The organism is Streptomyces sp. NBC_00887 (genome assembly GCF_045207585.1).
In genome coordinates, this window is sequence record NZ_CP108788.1 from 9,674,451 (window position 1) to 9,687,828 (window position 13,378).

13 protein-coding genes and 1 pseudogene are annotated in these 13,378 nt (G+C 66.5%); 5 read left to right on the forward strand and 9 right to left on the reverse strand.

The window, feature by feature from the left end; genetic code table 11:
• Window positions 1-248: 248 nt before the first annotated feature.
• A complete protein-coding gene (locus tag OG844_RS44115) occupies window positions 249-1,205 on the reverse strand; it encodes a hypothetical protein (protein WP_406387564.1) in 957 nt (318 codons plus the stop codon).
• 977 nt (window positions 1,206-2,182) lie between these two features.
• Here OG844_RS44115 and OG844_RS44120 point away from each other — a divergent pair.
• Entirely contained in the window at window positions 2,183-2,863 is a 681-nt protein-coding gene (locus OG844_RS44120) for a hypothetical protein (protein ID WP_406387562.1), read from the forward strand.
• Between the two features lie 1,905 nt (window positions 2,864-4,768).
• Here OG844_RS44120 and OG844_RS44125 read toward each other — a convergent pair.
• The 3 genes from OG844_RS44125 to OG844_RS44135 form a co-directional block, all read right to left on the reverse strand.
• A complete protein-coding gene (locus OG844_RS44125; protein WP_406387561.1) occupies window positions 4,769-5,254 on the reverse strand; it encodes a hypothetical protein in 486 nt (161 codons plus the stop codon).
• A 577-nt stretch (window positions 5,255-5,831) separates the two neighbouring features.
• Window positions 5,832-6,681 (reverse strand): IS5 family transposase gene (locus tag OG844_RS44130; RefSeq protein ID WP_406387559.1). Its coding sequence is split into 2 segments (ribosomal slippage): window positions 5,832-6,324 and window positions 6,323-6,681, totalling 852 coding nucleotides; the frame shifts between segments, so codons are not numbered across the junction.
• 145 nt (window positions 6,682-6,826) lie between these two features.
• A complete protein-coding gene (locus tag OG844_RS44135; protein WP_406387557.1) occupies window positions 6,827-7,144 on the reverse strand; it encodes a hypothetical protein in 318 nt (105 codons plus the stop codon).
• Between the two features lie 14 nt (window positions 7,145-7,158).
• Between OG844_RS44135 and OG844_RS44140 the strand changes: the two genes are divergently transcribed.
• Window positions 7,159-7,356 carry a hypothetical protein gene (locus tag OG844_RS44140; RefSeq protein WP_406387556.1) on the forward strand — a complete coding sequence of 66 codons (198 nt, stop codon included), beginning with the start codon at window positions 7,159-7,161 and terminating at the stop codon, window positions 7,354-7,356.
• A 758-nt stretch (window positions 7,357-8,114) separates the two neighbouring features.
• Here the strand turns inward: OG844_RS44140 and OG844_RS44145 are convergent.
• Window positions 8,115-8,270, reverse strand: a complete 156-nt coding sequence (locus tag OG844_RS44145; protein WP_406387555.1) for a hypothetical protein — start codon at window positions 8,268-8,270, stop codon at window positions 8,115-8,117.
• A 211-nt stretch (window positions 8,271-8,481) separates the two neighbouring features.
• On the opposite strand from OG844_RS44145, the gene OG844_RS44150 reads away from it, so the two are divergent.
• Window positions 8,482-8,922 (forward strand): hypothetical protein, encoded by a 441-nt coding sequence (locus tag OG844_RS44150; RefSeq protein ID WP_406387554.1) that lies wholly within the window; start codon window positions 8,482-8,484, stop codon window positions 8,920-8,922.
• A gap of 321 nt (window positions 8,923-9,243) precedes the next feature.
• On the opposite strand, the gene OG844_RS44155 is transcribed toward OG844_RS44150, so the two are convergent.
• Window positions 9,244-9,717, reverse strand: a complete 474-nt coding sequence (locus OG844_RS44155; RefSeq protein ID WP_406387552.1) for an ATP-binding protein — start codon at window positions 9,715-9,717, stop codon at window positions 9,244-9,246.
• Between the two features lie 522 nt (window positions 9,718-10,239).
• Window positions 10,240-10,368, reverse strand: a complete 129-nt coding sequence (locus OG844_RS44160) for a hypothetical protein (RefSeq protein WP_406387550.1) — start codon at window positions 10,366-10,368, stop codon at window positions 10,240-10,242.
• Between the two features lie 228 nt (window positions 10,369-10,596).
• Here OG844_RS44160 and OG844_RS44165 point away from each other — a divergent pair.
• Window positions 10,597-11,315: pseudogene (locus OG844_RS44165) on the forward strand (ferritin-like domain-containing protein).
• Window positions 11,316-11,446: 131 nt separating this feature from the next.
• On the opposite strand, the gene OG844_RS44170 reads toward OG844_RS44165, so the two are convergent.
• A complete protein-coding gene (locus OG844_RS44170) occupies window positions 11,447-11,671 on the reverse strand; it encodes a cold-shock protein (RefSeq protein WP_406387548.1) in 225 nt (74 codons plus the stop codon).
• A gap of 396 nt (window positions 11,672-12,067) precedes the next feature.
• Complete coding sequence (locus OG844_RS44175; RefSeq protein WP_406387547.1) at window positions 12,068-12,259, reverse strand: C40 family peptidase; 192 nt, start codon at window positions 12,257-12,259, stop codon at window positions 12,068-12,070.
• 544 nt (window positions 12,260-12,803) lie between these two features.
• On the opposite strand from OG844_RS44175, the gene OG844_RS44180 reads away from it, so the two are divergent.
• Window positions 12,804-13,352 (forward strand): carboxymuconolactone decarboxylase family protein, encoded by a 549-nt coding sequence (locus OG844_RS44180; protein ID WP_406387545.1) that lies wholly within the window; start codon window positions 12,804-12,806, stop codon window positions 13,350-13,352.
• Window positions 13,353-13,378 lie beyond the last annotated feature (26 nt).

Genomic DNA, 13,378 nt, shown 5'->3' on the forward strand with positions numbered 1-13,378 from the left:
GGCTTCTCCACCTGAGAAGTGCTTCTTTCCACGGCACGATCTGGACCCTCGACAAGTCTTATCGTTGCAGGTCAGGAGCACTTCTCGCTTTCTCGATCATGCTTCGGACAGGCCGCCTCGTGAAAGTCCGGGGCCTAGAGTTCCGTCATTTCGATCACTTCGCACCGATCCGGTACACAACTTGGGAGGGCACCTCTCGAGCGTCGCCGTTGTGAGGCAGCGACGCTCGAAGTCGAATTCCGGGAGTCTCAACCCAGGCCGACGAGAACCAGGACCATGCCGGTCCCCGATGCCAGTGGGGTAAGAGCTTTCCCAAGGACAGCACCAAATGCGGCCTCACGGTCGGTCGCAACCATGGTGTGGCCGGGAGTCGACGAGGTCGTCAGCAGATCGCCGACGCCAATGGGCTTCGACGACGCGTCCGCACGGCACCAGACCTTCCCGATCACGGCGATTGCTTTACGGAATGCGGCCTCTCGGCTTGTCCCCGCCTCCTGGCGATCCAGGACGAGTGCCGGAACTCGGTCACCCGCCCCTGACACCACGCCTGCCACGCGCGTGTCATACGCCAGCGTGCAAGGTGTCAGAGCGCCCTCGTGATCGAGGGTGAGGACCGCGCCAGGACCAATGTCCTCACCATCGCCCCTGCCTACGGCCACGTCGAACTGCTCGGCTACATCGGCCCCTGTGAGCACGAGGTCACCAGTAACCTCAACATTGCCCTCAAAGAAGCCGGCGAGGCGGCCACCGCGGGCGTGCACGCCGACGCCTTCGGCGCTGAAACCGATCGTCCCGGTACCGGCGCCTTTGTGCTCGCCCCAGACACCGCTCCCACCAGAGGTGCTCGCCGACTCCCCGTAGGCACCCACCCAGTTCTTGGACTTACCTGCCGTGCCGGCGCCGTTATCAGCCTCGCCAAGTACGCCTTGGCCCTCGGTGCCGCTGTGCTTGCCGTACACGGCGGGGTTGAAGCGGCCCGAGGTCTCGCCCACCACACCGGCGCCGCCAGCGGAGTTCGATCCGTAGACTCCGGCCCCTCCGATCGCGCTGCTACTCAGGCCCTCTACGCCATGCCAGCGGGTGCCCTTGCCCTGGACGCCCACAGCGTCGCCCCGCCCTCCGACGCCGACCGTTCGCTCGCCCGGGTGGGCAGTCCCGGTGATCGCCACACTGTCGTCGCCCGTCACTGATTCGTTGATGGCCATTCTGATTCTCCATTTTCCGCAGGTCCGGCATGCGTGGCGGACCCGGCTTCGATGGGGGTTGGGTATGAAGGGAACACGAGGTACTTCTCCTTCAACTCTCATGCGGAAAACGGACGGGCGCAAACCAGGGTGCGAAGGCACGACGCGGCGGCCAGGAGTTGTTGCAGCTGTGCCGAATGTTCACGGCGGACAGCAGCGCGGACGATGACCAGTGCCCTGCCGACTCAACAGCCGGTCGACGGCGGCGTCACATCCATTCAAACCGCGCTCGGGGGTCGGCTCGCTATTCGGAAGTGAGGCTTCGGCGGCGAGCAGTGTGCTCGATACCCATTCGCCGAACTTCACGGAGACGAAAGGGATTTGGAGTCGCCCGCTGACCGTAGTTGCTCAGAGGTCATTTACGGAGGACTGGCCGGAAATATTGCCTCCGACTCTCACCAAGGGACCTGCCCCGAGGTCACGGTTCCCTTCCTGGCCGCTGTTGTCCGCGACGCCAGCGTCCCCGCCGAAAGTCAAGTAGTCCTGCTCGGCGATCTGCTGCGGCTCGCCGTCACCGGGCCGACAGCGGCTTTTCCCCTTGCCGACCGCAAATCCGCCTTCGGCGGAGCATGGCAGGAACGCGTCGAGGCGACCTGAAGCGCACACAGCGCGAAGGCACCGACATCCCGACGCGTGGGCGCACCCTGCCTGACTGCCCTTCCCGGCTGCCCAGTTGCACCACACAACAGACAGTAGGACCATCAAAGAGCAGGGCTTAGCAAAGGCCCGAGCTCTTCGCGCCGGGCGCAGGGGTGATCTTCGCGCTCGCCGGTCCTGCCTAGTCAGATCGGCTGATCATTTGCGACGCCTGCGGAACGCCGCAGGCATCGTTCTCGTACTGTCGCAAAGGGTGCGTAGTGCTGTGTAGACGCGCAAAATATTCGACCTTGGAAGTAGGCGACACATTCGACCTTGGAAGTAGGCGACACATGAGAAGCGTGAGGCAGCTCGCCCAAGACGAAGGCCTTCATGGCGATATGAGCATGGCCACTTTGGTTCAGCGATATGACGTCTCTAGCCTGGTGGCACTGATTGGTGCTCACGACCAAGCGCGTGCGGCGTTGTCGAGTTTCACCTTCGACGGCGATATCTCAAGTGAGAACAGAGGTACGCTGATCGCCCGTCACTGGATAGCGTTGTCTAGGGGCCTGTCGAGCGGCATTCTAGCGGCAACGGAAAAGGAGTCGCTCAAGGCAGCGTACGGACGTGCAATTCATCACACGATCCTGAGTGACCCGGATGCGAACGCCAGCGCGACTGTCGGCGGTTCCACTCTCAATGTGAACTTCGGCGTATTGTTCCCGCAGGGTAATGAGGAGATATCTCAGACACTCATTCATGAGATGATGCATTGCGCGGGATTCACTCACCCCGAGAGGCGTGATCCTCCTCCAGGCCGCGATTGCTCTGCGCCCGACCCCGACCTTTTCGACTGCCCGAACGATAACGGCCAGTACTACGGCACTGCCCCTCTGCGCGCGGAGTTCTGCATAGCAGGTGACCAGAGTGACGCAAGTGACGTTCGCGAGGCGCGGTTCGTACTGATCGAGCGGAAATCTGGCGCCGAGAGCTGCGCCATCGATGGCGCGGGCGTGGCGACCATCCACACAACGGGATGAGACGGCGTCTGCGGCAGGTTCGGCCAGGATGAACAGAAAAGCGTGGAGCGCGGCGGGCGACGCGGAACGCGGTGTCGAACAGGTCCGCGTGCCGGGCCGGGGGCCATACCCGAAAAACCGGTGCGGCAAGCTGCGGCTCGGGCCGTGACAGGCGTCGGGCATTCCCAGCCCATCGCGACTGCGAGGGCCACGTCCAGCAGCACCTTGCCTGAATCGTGCGCCGCCCGAGGGCGCCGCCTGGGTGTCAGCCGGCTGATAACGCCTGACCCAGCGCGGCTTTGCGAACCTCTCGACCAAGAGCACGGCCCCGGCCTGGGACACCACCGCCCGGCCGCCGCCCTGGATGTGGAATTGCCCGGTGCTGACGACAGCCGGGTCAAGGCGTACCGCAAGCAGGCCCGTGAAGGGACGCTCCCATCTGTCCTGTTGTGGTGATAAGTGTCCTTGACTGCCGTCTGATCCTGGACGGTCACGCACGGCTTGCCGCGGCGATCGCCGCATCCGTCGAGCCTCCGCTGCTGCAGTTGCACCGCACGGTGCCGCGCGATTGACCTGACCGCGCGCATCGATGAGGCCACGGGCTTCTACGAGGACGAACTGGCACGCTTCACCGAACTCCGCACCATTCACGGCCCCACCGCTCCAGACGGTGCCGCAACCGCCGGCCCACAGTTCGTCCGCCTTCTTCATGACCTGAACACCGTGGAACAGCCGACCTGGGTATGGCCGCTGCCCGGGGGAGAGGACCAGTGGCGTCGTATCGCACGCGAGGTGACAGCCAGCCAGGCAGGACTGGCCCCATATCTGAGCCCTGTTTGAAAGTCACACTCTGACCGCCGTACGGCCAAGATCGCGCGCACCGCGATGAAGGACCACCTCCGAGGTGCGAGCTCTCACGCTTACGCGGACTCTGGCGCAAGCCGCCGTCAGCAGGCGGTCCGGCCGAGGCTCGCCCTGCCCCTGGAGCCGCCTGGCCATCAGGCAATGTGGGGAGATCCACTGAGCAGGTCTGGGGTCACCGCCGAGCAGGAGATGGCCGATTTCACAGAGCGCCATCAACGCGCCTCAAGCTCGCAACTGATCATGCCTGTTCGTGCTTGTTGGTGCCAGATGCTGGTGCCAGCATCCGAAGCGGCCTTGACGCCGGTTCGCGTTGCCGACCGAGTTCCGACGGCATATCCAATGAGGGAGGCACAGCCGATCAGGAAGACAACCCCAACTACCTGCCAGACCGTGTTCCCATCGATGAGTGCGCCTTTCGCGATGCGGCTCCCCGCAAAAGTGAACGTCATTAGCCCGACCCAGAACCGAGGCTTGCGCCATCTGGGTATGCCATCAGTCACCTGGCCTCCTGGCCGCGCACGATAGCGCACTGTCGGCGGAGCGGTTCCAGACGGGGACGGCCGTCCGGGAGCTGGTCACGAGCTCCCTGCACCAACCCACCACTGGCCCCCAAGCTCCCATCCCGTCCGCCTTCGACCCACACGTCGTGGAGCGGTCGTGGTTCAGGGCGTCAAGGTGGAGCGCGCCACTGTAGGAACGACCTTGACGTCCTGGGCCGCGACTGCTCGGCTCTGCCTGGGGTGAAGGTGGTGGGGATGGGAGCCCCACGACGCACACCACGAATCCGCCGGCACTCGCGAACGGCGCCCCTCCCATCCCGGAGTCTGAGCCCCCCCGCCGGAGGCATTTCTCGTGCCCGACGGTTCCCCTCAGTCAGGGACCGGCGTAGCCGGGGAGCGCGCGACGAGCGGAGCGAGGGGCCTTGAACCTGTAGAAAAGGTTTCTACTCAGCATGCCGCTCGTCCCGATGGCTCCCGGGTTTGCCGCAGCCCGGGAGGCACGATGAAATGCCCCCTGTGCCGGCTACGGCCGGGGCAGGGGGCGTTTTCGTGTATCTGGAGGCTATCCGCGCCGAACAGTTCCGGCGGGCCAGACCACATCCACGGGTAGCCCGGCCTCGCGGGCCTGCTCGACGGTGTCAGCGGTGCCGCCGCCCTTGCCCGAAGGGGGCGTCCCGTCCCACACGGCGACGAGGCGATCGGCTCGTCGCAGCAGCTCAGCGTTCGCCGCCTCGTAGGCAGCCCGGTTCGCAGTCGAATGCGGCAGAGTCACCACGTGCTCGGCCGCCTCCACCAAGTGGTCGAAGACTGCGACGTGGGCTGGCTTCACCTTCGCAGCGCGGTAATCCCGAGAGGGAATCACCACGACCAGACGGCCCCCGATCGCGGAGACCTCTTCCGCGAAGAGGCTGTCCGCCCCGGCGGCAATGCACGACACCCCAGTCAAGTCATCGCTGTACTCGGCGAGCAGCTCACGCAGCGCGGCCCACACAACCGGCACGCTTTCGTCAGCCAGGTCCATGTGCCCGGTCACAGCAAGTGTTGTCATGCTCCCTGTTCCTCAGCTCGACAGCAGGTCGCGGATACTATCGCGCGCCTCACGCACTGGTCGCGACGCGCTGTGTCCCACGGTGTAGGGATACAGCTGCCCGAGTTGAGCACGGACACGCCCCGACTGCGTGCCTCTCGCGGCCTGCACGGCCAGGGTCGTTTCGGCGGCGGCCCCTTGGATGTCACCGGCAAGGAACGGGGATTCCGCCAGGCCGATGCGGTCGAGTGCGCAGGAACCTGCGATGGGCCGTCGACTTCGATATCCGGAAGCACAGCGGCAACCCCCGCCAGGCGCATCCGCTGACCAGTGTGCCGCGGGATTTGAGACCCCACAACGGACGTCGCTCTCGCCCCGTGCGACATCGCCTGACAGGCAACGCTTGGCAGAAGAACGGAGACTGATCACTCACGATCAACGATTACGCTCCAGCCTGGTTGCGGTAGCACCCACCCCATGCCCGCGAGCCCCGTCGTAGAGTTTGGCCGCACCGTCAGGTGTTCTCAGAAACGAACCTTTCCCGGAGCAAGATCGAGAACGGTCGGCGGAAGCGCTGCTAGGGCCTGTCTTCAAAGGGTCATATCCACATCAGGAGTGACGCGATAGTGAGTGCCGCTTCGTAGGATTCGCGGGTTTTGTCGTAACGGGTGGCGATGGCCCGGTACTGCTTTAACGCATTGAAGCAGCGCTCGACGACGTTGCGCTGCTTGTAGCGCTCCTTGTCGAACGCGGGCGGCCTGCCGCCGTTGCTGCCTCGACGGCGGCGGTTCTCCTGCTGGTCCGACCGTTCAGGGATGGTGTGCGGGATACCGCGTTTCCGCAGGTAGTTACGTATGCCTCGGCTGCTGTATCCCTTGTCACCCAGGAGATGATCAGGCCGGTTGCGCGGTCGACCTGGGCCTGGACGGCAGACCCTGATCTGCGCAAGGATCTGCTCGAACTGCGTGCAGTCGTTGATGTTGCCGCCTGTGACGACAAAGCCGAGCGGACGGCCGCGGCCGTCGCAGGCGAGGTGAATCTTGGTCGTCAGTCCGCCACGGGATCGTCCGAGGGCGTGAGCGTGTGCCGTTTCTGCGGGACCTGCCCCTTTTACGGGCGCCGGCCGCGTGCTGATGAGCGCGGGCGATCGTGGAGTCCACCGATACCAGCCAGTCAACGTCCCCAGCCGCATCCTTCTGAGCCTGAACGGCCTCAAGCATCCGCGTGAACGTGCCATCGAGCGCCCACCTGCGGAAACGTGTGTACAACGTCCGCCAGGACCCATACCTCTCCGGCACATCACGCCAGGCCGAACCAGTCCGCAGCTTCCACACGATCCCGTTCAGCACCACCCGGTCGTCCCGCCGGGGCCGCCCCGTGCCCGTCCGCGGAAGCAGCCCCGACAGAACGTCCCACTCGTCGTCCGAGAGCTCATGCCGCCGCACCATGCGTCACATGATGCCCCATCAACAGCCTTTGAAGACAGGCCCTAGCGCCGGACGCACCGGCCGAGGCAACACAGGCCGTCGCTCCGCTCACGGACCGGCATTCCACCGAAGCGCCGTACCCTCGACCGCCCAGAGGCGGGCGACGTCAGGACTGATCCTCGGCGCGCCCCGTCCCACGGCGGTGCGCGGGCCCGGTTCCGGTGTCCTCGGAACCACGCTGCGCGCTCCGCTCGGTCGGCTCTCGGTCGGACGGTGAGGCTGTGGCGCCTCGGTCTGTCCGCTCGGGAGCGGCTGCCTTCGCGTCGTCGTCCGTCACGGGTCCCGTCGCGCCGGCGATCTTCGCCCCGCCCTTGATCGACTTCTCCCTGGCCCGGACATCGCCGGACCGGCGGCGGCCCTCGTACGGTGGTACGGCCTTGCCCTCGGTGTCGATGTCGTCGGGTCCGTTCTCTCTGCTCGTCATGCTCTGCTCCCGGTGTGAGAGGGACCGAGTCGCGCCGCGCGATGCTCTTCCAGCCACGCACCCGTACCTCGATCGTCACGCTCACCCGGGGTGACCGCATGTGGATCATGCGGTTGCCTGGCCTGAGATCTCGATGGCAGTTGGTGCCCAAGTCGACAGGCATGGAGCGAAGGGCGGCAGCGGCGGCGACCGCTGCCGTGGAGCAGGCATAGACGGCCCGGCACCGCAACAGCACATGCCGCCGACGCTTCGCTTGCAGCCTGGACAATCATCAGGCGGCCCTTTCCTGCCGTCCGCAGCCGTGCGGATAGCAAGTGATCGGTGCCCCGAGTGTGCGCACCGCGCTCATGCTTTAGACCTGCTGCTCTCCTGCCATCACTCTGCAGGGCATCCAGGATGCGCGAGTCGGTACCATCCGGCGAATGAGTGCTCCTGCGGCAAAACTTTCAAGGAATCGCCGGTGAATCAAGCCGATCGCCGGTGATCAATGCTTCCGGCGCGTGTTGGCCGGTCATAGCGTTGCGGGCATGGAAAACAACGCAACGAGCGCGGCACTGGCGGTGCCGCAGCCGGTTGCGCTTGCCTCGTTGGCGCGAATATTGCAGCAGCTCCGCCTGGCCCTGCGGGTGACCGCTCAGGACTTGCGCGTCGCCAAGGACGAGCAGCCCGCGGCGAAGGCTGCCGGACAGCCGCCCATCACGCCGCGACCGATCGCTGCCACCGTGATGATGTGTCCGATGTGCGGCGCACCCGTGCCGATCCGCTCCCGACGGGGCCCGCGACGGGTCTACTGTGCGAACGTCTGCAGGAGCCGGGCTCACCGCCGCCGTTTGGCGGCGCTGGGGCGGCAGCCGGTATCGCCCAAGTTCCCCGAGCCCGCGGGCGCAGGCGCTGTGCTTACCGCGCGGCAGTGCGCCGCCGGCCACGGTGAGGAACACGGTTGGTCCGTCTTCATCAGCCGAAGAGTCCATCAGCTCTGGGCTTCGTCCTCGCCGGCTACTTGAGACTTCGCGACCAACTCGGTGGGACGAGACGGCCGCTTGGCCGTGTCGCCGAGGTTCTGGCCGCCCTGGACCGGCCGAACGGTGACCGGCGTGCTGCCGCGCTGGACTGGATTGACCGCCATGCGGCCACCTTGCCGAACGGCTTCGCCGACGACGTCCAGGACTGGCTCCTTCGGCTGCTGGACGGTAGTGCCCGCAGCCGGTCCGCGGGCACTGGGCGCCCTCCACGTCTATTTCGGTGGCGTCCGCCCGATCATCTGGAAGTGGGCCGGGAGCCGTACCAACTGCGGGAGATCACCTGCGACGACGTGATGACCACGGTCGCCGACCTCCGTGGCCAGCCCGTACACCTCCTTATGGTCCCTTTTCCGCTACGCCAGGAAGTACCGGCGCATCTTCACCAGCCCCATGCGCGGTATTCGCGTCGGCTGGCGCGTTCCGGGCGCCGTCGCCCCGATGACCGACGTCGAGGTCACCCACACGCAGGTCACCGCTGCGTCCCCAGGCACGAGGTTCGCCGTCGTCCTGGCTGGCGTTCACGCGGCCCGGGGCGAGACCGTCCGGGCCCTTCAGTTCGACGACCTTGATGTCCGCCAAGACCGCATCACCATCTACGGCAACGTCCAGCCGATGGGCGCTCTCACCCGGGCCGCCCTGCGGGCCTGGCTCACCGAGCGGCGGGCGGACCCGATGGGCGCACACCCTGCCGGCACGTTGTGGTCTCCCGCCAGACCGCGAACGGCACCGGCCCAGTCAGCGGTTACTTCCTCTTGACGACAGGTCACCCTCAACGGCGTCAGCCTGGACCGTATCCGTGTCGACGACGTCCTGGGCGAGGCCCTGGCTACCGGAGCCGACCCGCTCCACCTGATCTCGTTCTTCGGCCCGTCCGAGTCCACCGCGACGAAGGACGCCTTCCTCGTCCGCAAGTTCCTCGACCCCGTGCCGTCTACCGACGAAAACCAGCAGTGACGGTGGGCTGTCACAACAACGTTCGTAGTTCTGCCGTAGGCATGGGAAGTAGCGACCGAAGTCGCTCGCTGGGTCTGATGACATCTTGCTGCCGCCCGCCGTGCCCGTGTTCGGTACAGGCCATCACGGGTGGTGGCCGACGACGTCTCCGCCTGGGTCGTCGGCCAGCACGATGGCTGTCGAGATCCGCTTGCCCACAGGTTCGCGGTGCACCGCGAAGCTCTGACCGATCGCCAGGACCAGCTCCAGCCCGTGCTGGCCGATTCGGGTCGGGTCGGGCGGGAGGATCGCTGGTGGCGTCGGGTTGCTGTCCCACACGGTCACCTCGACCGAGCCGCCACAGACTTCCAGCGTCAGCAGGCACGGACCGGGCGCGTACTTGCGGGCGTTGGTCACCAGCTCGCTGACCACGAGCTGCACCATGCCCATCGCCCGCCCGGACACCGGCAGCCCGTGCACGGCCTGTACATCAGTGAGAAAGCCGTGGGTGAGGTCCCGGGCGACGGCGATGTCCTCGCTGCCCTCGAACACCCCGGACACGGAGATAATGCCCCCCGGCAGGGCCTGCTGGTCCTTGCCGCCTGCCGTCTGCTGCATGCCGCCCGCCTCGCCCCGGTACACCCCAACCGCCAGGCTCCGTTTACCCCCAAACCTTCACATCATTCGACTCACGGCAGATCACTGACATCTCGTGGAGGAACGCACGGGCATCCACGGACAGACGGCAAGTGACACCCCGAGTGTCCGGTGCAGCGAAAGGCTGCGTCGCCGGTGCGGGTGACCAGCGGAACGACGTGCCGGCCTGAAGGACATCCAGGAGATGCTTGGCCACTCCTCGAGCACCATCACGTCGGACACGTACACGAGCCTGCTCCCCGAGGCGGACCTGGCGATCGCCAAGGCCGCGGCCCGGCTCGTGCCGCGAGCACGCGTCACCTCCAAGGACAACGGGCCCGGGGCGGGCGCCCAGCCCGGCGAGGCCGACGAGTCCGTCCCGGACGACGCTGATCCGTGGGGACGGATTGGGGACAGCGACTCCCCGTCCGCTCACGCACCGCTCACGCAAACGGCCCGGACGAGGAGTCCGAGGCCGAGTAGCACCTCCCTGGGGGAGAAACCTCAGGTCAGAGCGATAGTGCGCTGTGCCCACGGCAGGATTCGAACCTGCGACACCCGCTTCAGGAGTTCGATCAACGGAGCGCGGGGATGCTCGTAGTCGTGTTCCAGGGCGGTTGCTGATCCACTCATGACCACCCGGATCCATCATTGTCCGACGCCGTTGATGTCAGCCGCTGATGTCAACGTGCCAACGTGCACTGGGAAGTGGCCGTGCATGAGAGAACCGGCAGGCCTCTCGTCCGGCGCGCGTGTGAATCTGTGAACTGTGGTCGTCGGGCGGCCGTGGAACGCTCTGGTGTCCGCCTGCGTCGTCCCTCTACGGGGCACGGTGGTTGTGTTTCGGAGAGGGGAGAATGGGTGCATACGGGCGGCTTCGCCACGTGGACAAGGCGGTTCGAGGACGAGCGCGAGCGCAGGCGTGCCCTGGGGGCACAGCGCGCCCGCTGCATCCGGTGGTGTGGGCCAGCATCCAGCGCTTCCAGGTCGGCGAGGACGGTGACGGTGCCAAGCTCGTCCGTAAGGCGGACGCGGCCGGTGACGCCGATTACGGGCAGGCGGTCCGGCTCTTCATCGCCGAGGAACACAACTATGCTCTTCTGCTTGCTCGGCTGGTGGCTGCGGGGGGCATGCCGGCGTTGACCGGGCACTGGAGCGACGCCGTCTTCGTACGGTTGCGGCGTCTCATGGGTTTGCGCATGGAGCTGCTGGTGCTGATGATCGCGGAGGTAGTGGCGCTGCGCTATTATCGGGCGCTGCGCGATGGCACCGGCGACTCGCTCACTGCGGATGTGGCGGGGCGGATCCTGTCCGACGAGCAGCGCCATGTCCCGTTCCACTGCGAGCGACTGCACGCCTCCCTGGCGGAGCTGCCTCGTGCAGTGCGCCGCCCCGTGATGGCCCTGTGGCGACTTCTTCTGCTCGCGGTCTCTCTCGTCGTCGCCGCCGACCACGGTCCGGCACTGGGCCAACTCGATATCGGGCGCCTGCGATTCGTGGTCGATGTCATGACCTCGTCCCGGGCGGTGGTCTCCGCAGTGCTGGTGCCCCGCCCAGGTGCGTGGACGAGCGCGGGCTGACCACAGACAGCTCCACCGCTTCCTACACCCTCTTTGGGAGTTCGATCGAGGACGCGCTACTACAGACTGCGGTAAAGGGTGCGGCGCTGTAGAGGACCGGGAGGGATCGTGGTCGTGCGTCGGCGTTGGTGTCAGGCGGGCCGAGGCACGATACTCACGGCGCGGTAGTCGTACCCGTCCTGTTTGAAGCCAGGGTCTTTCCATGTGAGGTCCACCTGTTGTCCGGAGGACAGCGTGCGGAAGCCGGTCAGCTGAATGTCGGAGTAGTGGCCGAAGCAGCCGCCGGGGGTCTCGGAGGAATCGAGTACGCCCCACCCTTCCTCGTCGTTCCACTCGCGGACAGTCGCAGTCACCATGGGCGGCACTCTACGGGCTTCGTCTGCGCCGGCATGCTCGGTACGCAAGCGGCAGCGTCCGGACCGCGGGTGACCACGCGCGTTGTACCAGCCGGTCAGCTCGTGGAACGGCACCTGGCCCGGGAGGGCCTCTTCGTCGGACAGGACGGGTGGCGACGCGGTGCTCGCCGCTGGTGAGGACCGCGCCTCGTCGGCCACAGGACCCTTGCTGGCCGAACTGGTGTCCGAGCTGCTCGGGGTGTGCGTGGGGTGGGCGGAAGAGGTCGAGCGGTGTGGAAGATGCTGGCCTGTCGCCCGGGGGTGTCGCGTAGAGGACGAGCGTGCAGCCGGTCGCGGCCAGGACCCCGGCTGCCGCGAGGAAAGCTCGTCCCCGGCTGTTGCCTGCAGGTGTGGTGGTCACAGGATGCGGGCTCCTCCGGCGTAGTGGGACATGGAGGTGCCGGAGTCGACGCGGACTCTGGTGCCGGGCCGGGCGGCGTTGACCATCTGACCGTTGCCGAGGTAGATCCCGACGTGGTGGATGGTGCTGTTGCGGGTGGGGATGTAGCCGTAGAACACGACGTCGCCGGGCTTGAGCGCTCCGATCACTTGGGGATGTAGCCGTAGGACACGACGTCGCCGGTAGAACACGACGTCGCCGGGCTTGAGCGCTCCGATCACTGTCGTGACCAGGTGTCTCACCCGAAGCGGGCGGGTGAGGAAGTACGGGCGCTGGCCAGCCGAACTGTCAGCCCGTCTCCCGGTCAGGGAACAAGCGCCGCCGCAGCCGACCGCCGACTTCGCCTACGGCAGTGACCGGCACAGTACTCGCCGCGCACCCCGCGAGGTCTGTCGGCTGATCGAAGTCCTTGGCCGGGAACGGGAAGGCCGCGGTTACAGCCGCCCACCGCATAGCCCACAAGCTGTTGGCGGACCACCGGGCCGTCTCTTCACACCATCAAGATACGTCCCTCGTCCTTTGCCCTGAGCGGCCCGGGATCTTCTGCCGGGTACTCATCGCCCGGGGCCGGGGCCTGTCGAAGGCGACATGCCAAGAATGGGTTGGAGGGCGCCGAAGGCGACCCACCCGTTTCGCAGCTTCGGCAGACTGTGAGGACGAGGAACTCCCACCACTACGAGGAGAGGCATCCACATGCCGCGGATTCCCGTCCACACCATCGACAGCGCGCCCGCAGCCGGCGGAGAGATTCTGCGCCGCCTGCAGAAGCGATTCGGGAGGGTGCTCAACATCCACGGAGGGATGGCCCATTCCCCCGTGGTCCTGGAGGCCTACGCGGGCATCACCGGGGCTATCGCCGATCATGGCACCTTCGACGCCCGGACGCGCGAGGCGATAGCCCTGGCCGTGGGCGCGGTCAATGCGTGCGCGTACTGCCAGTCGGCGCACACGGTGTCGGCGAAGGTGTCGGGCCTCACGGTGGAAGAGACCGTGGTGATCCGCCGCGGGGAGGCGGGCGACGACGTGAAGCTCGCCGCCCTGGTCCAGGTCGCGAGGGAGATCGCCGGTGAGATCGGCGAGGCATCCGACGCGGCGTGGGACGAGGCCGTGGCCCAGGGCTGGACGGACACCGAGCTGACCGAGGTGTTCGTCCATGTGGCACTGAACCTGTACACCAACTACTTCAACCACTACGTCCGCACGGAACTCGACGTCCCCGCCGCCCCGGACATCGACGACTGATCCCACTGGCCCGCTCCCGTCCGGCT

Bases quoted from the DNA above. Each gene is read 5' to 3' on its own strand.
- OG844_RS44160 (WP_406387550.1), bottom strand. From the start codon at position 10,368: ATGAGTGGATCAGCAACCGCCCTGGAACACGACTACGAGCATCCCCGC.
- OG844_RS44145 (WP_406387555.1), bottom strand. From the start codon at position 8,270: ATGGCGGTCAATCCAGTCCAGCGCGGCAGCACGCCGGTCACCGTTCGG.
- OG844_RS44155 (WP_406387552.1), bottom strand. From the start codon at position 9,717: ATGCAGCAGACGGCAGGCGGCAAGGACCAGCAGGCCCTGCCGGGGGGC.
- OG844_RS44170 (WP_406387548.1), bottom strand. From the start codon at position 11,671: ATGGTGACTGCGACTGTCCGCGAGTGGAACGACGAGGAAGGGTGGGGC.
- OG844_RS44125 (WP_406387561.1), bottom strand. From the start codon at position 5,254: ATGACAACACTTGCTGTGACCGGGCACATGGACCTGGCTGACGAAAGC.
- OG844_RS44135 (WP_406387557.1), bottom strand. From the start codon at position 7,144: ATGACGAGCAGAGAGAACGGACCCGACGACATCGACACCGAGGGCAAG.
- OG844_RS44115 (WP_406387564.1), bottom strand. From the start codon at position 1,205: ATGGCCATCAACGAATCAGTGACGGGCGACGACAGTGTGGCGATCACC.
- OG844_RS44180 (WP_406387545.1), top strand. From the start codon at position 12,804: ATGCCGCGGATTCCCGTCCACACCATCGACAGCGCGCCCGCAGCCGGC.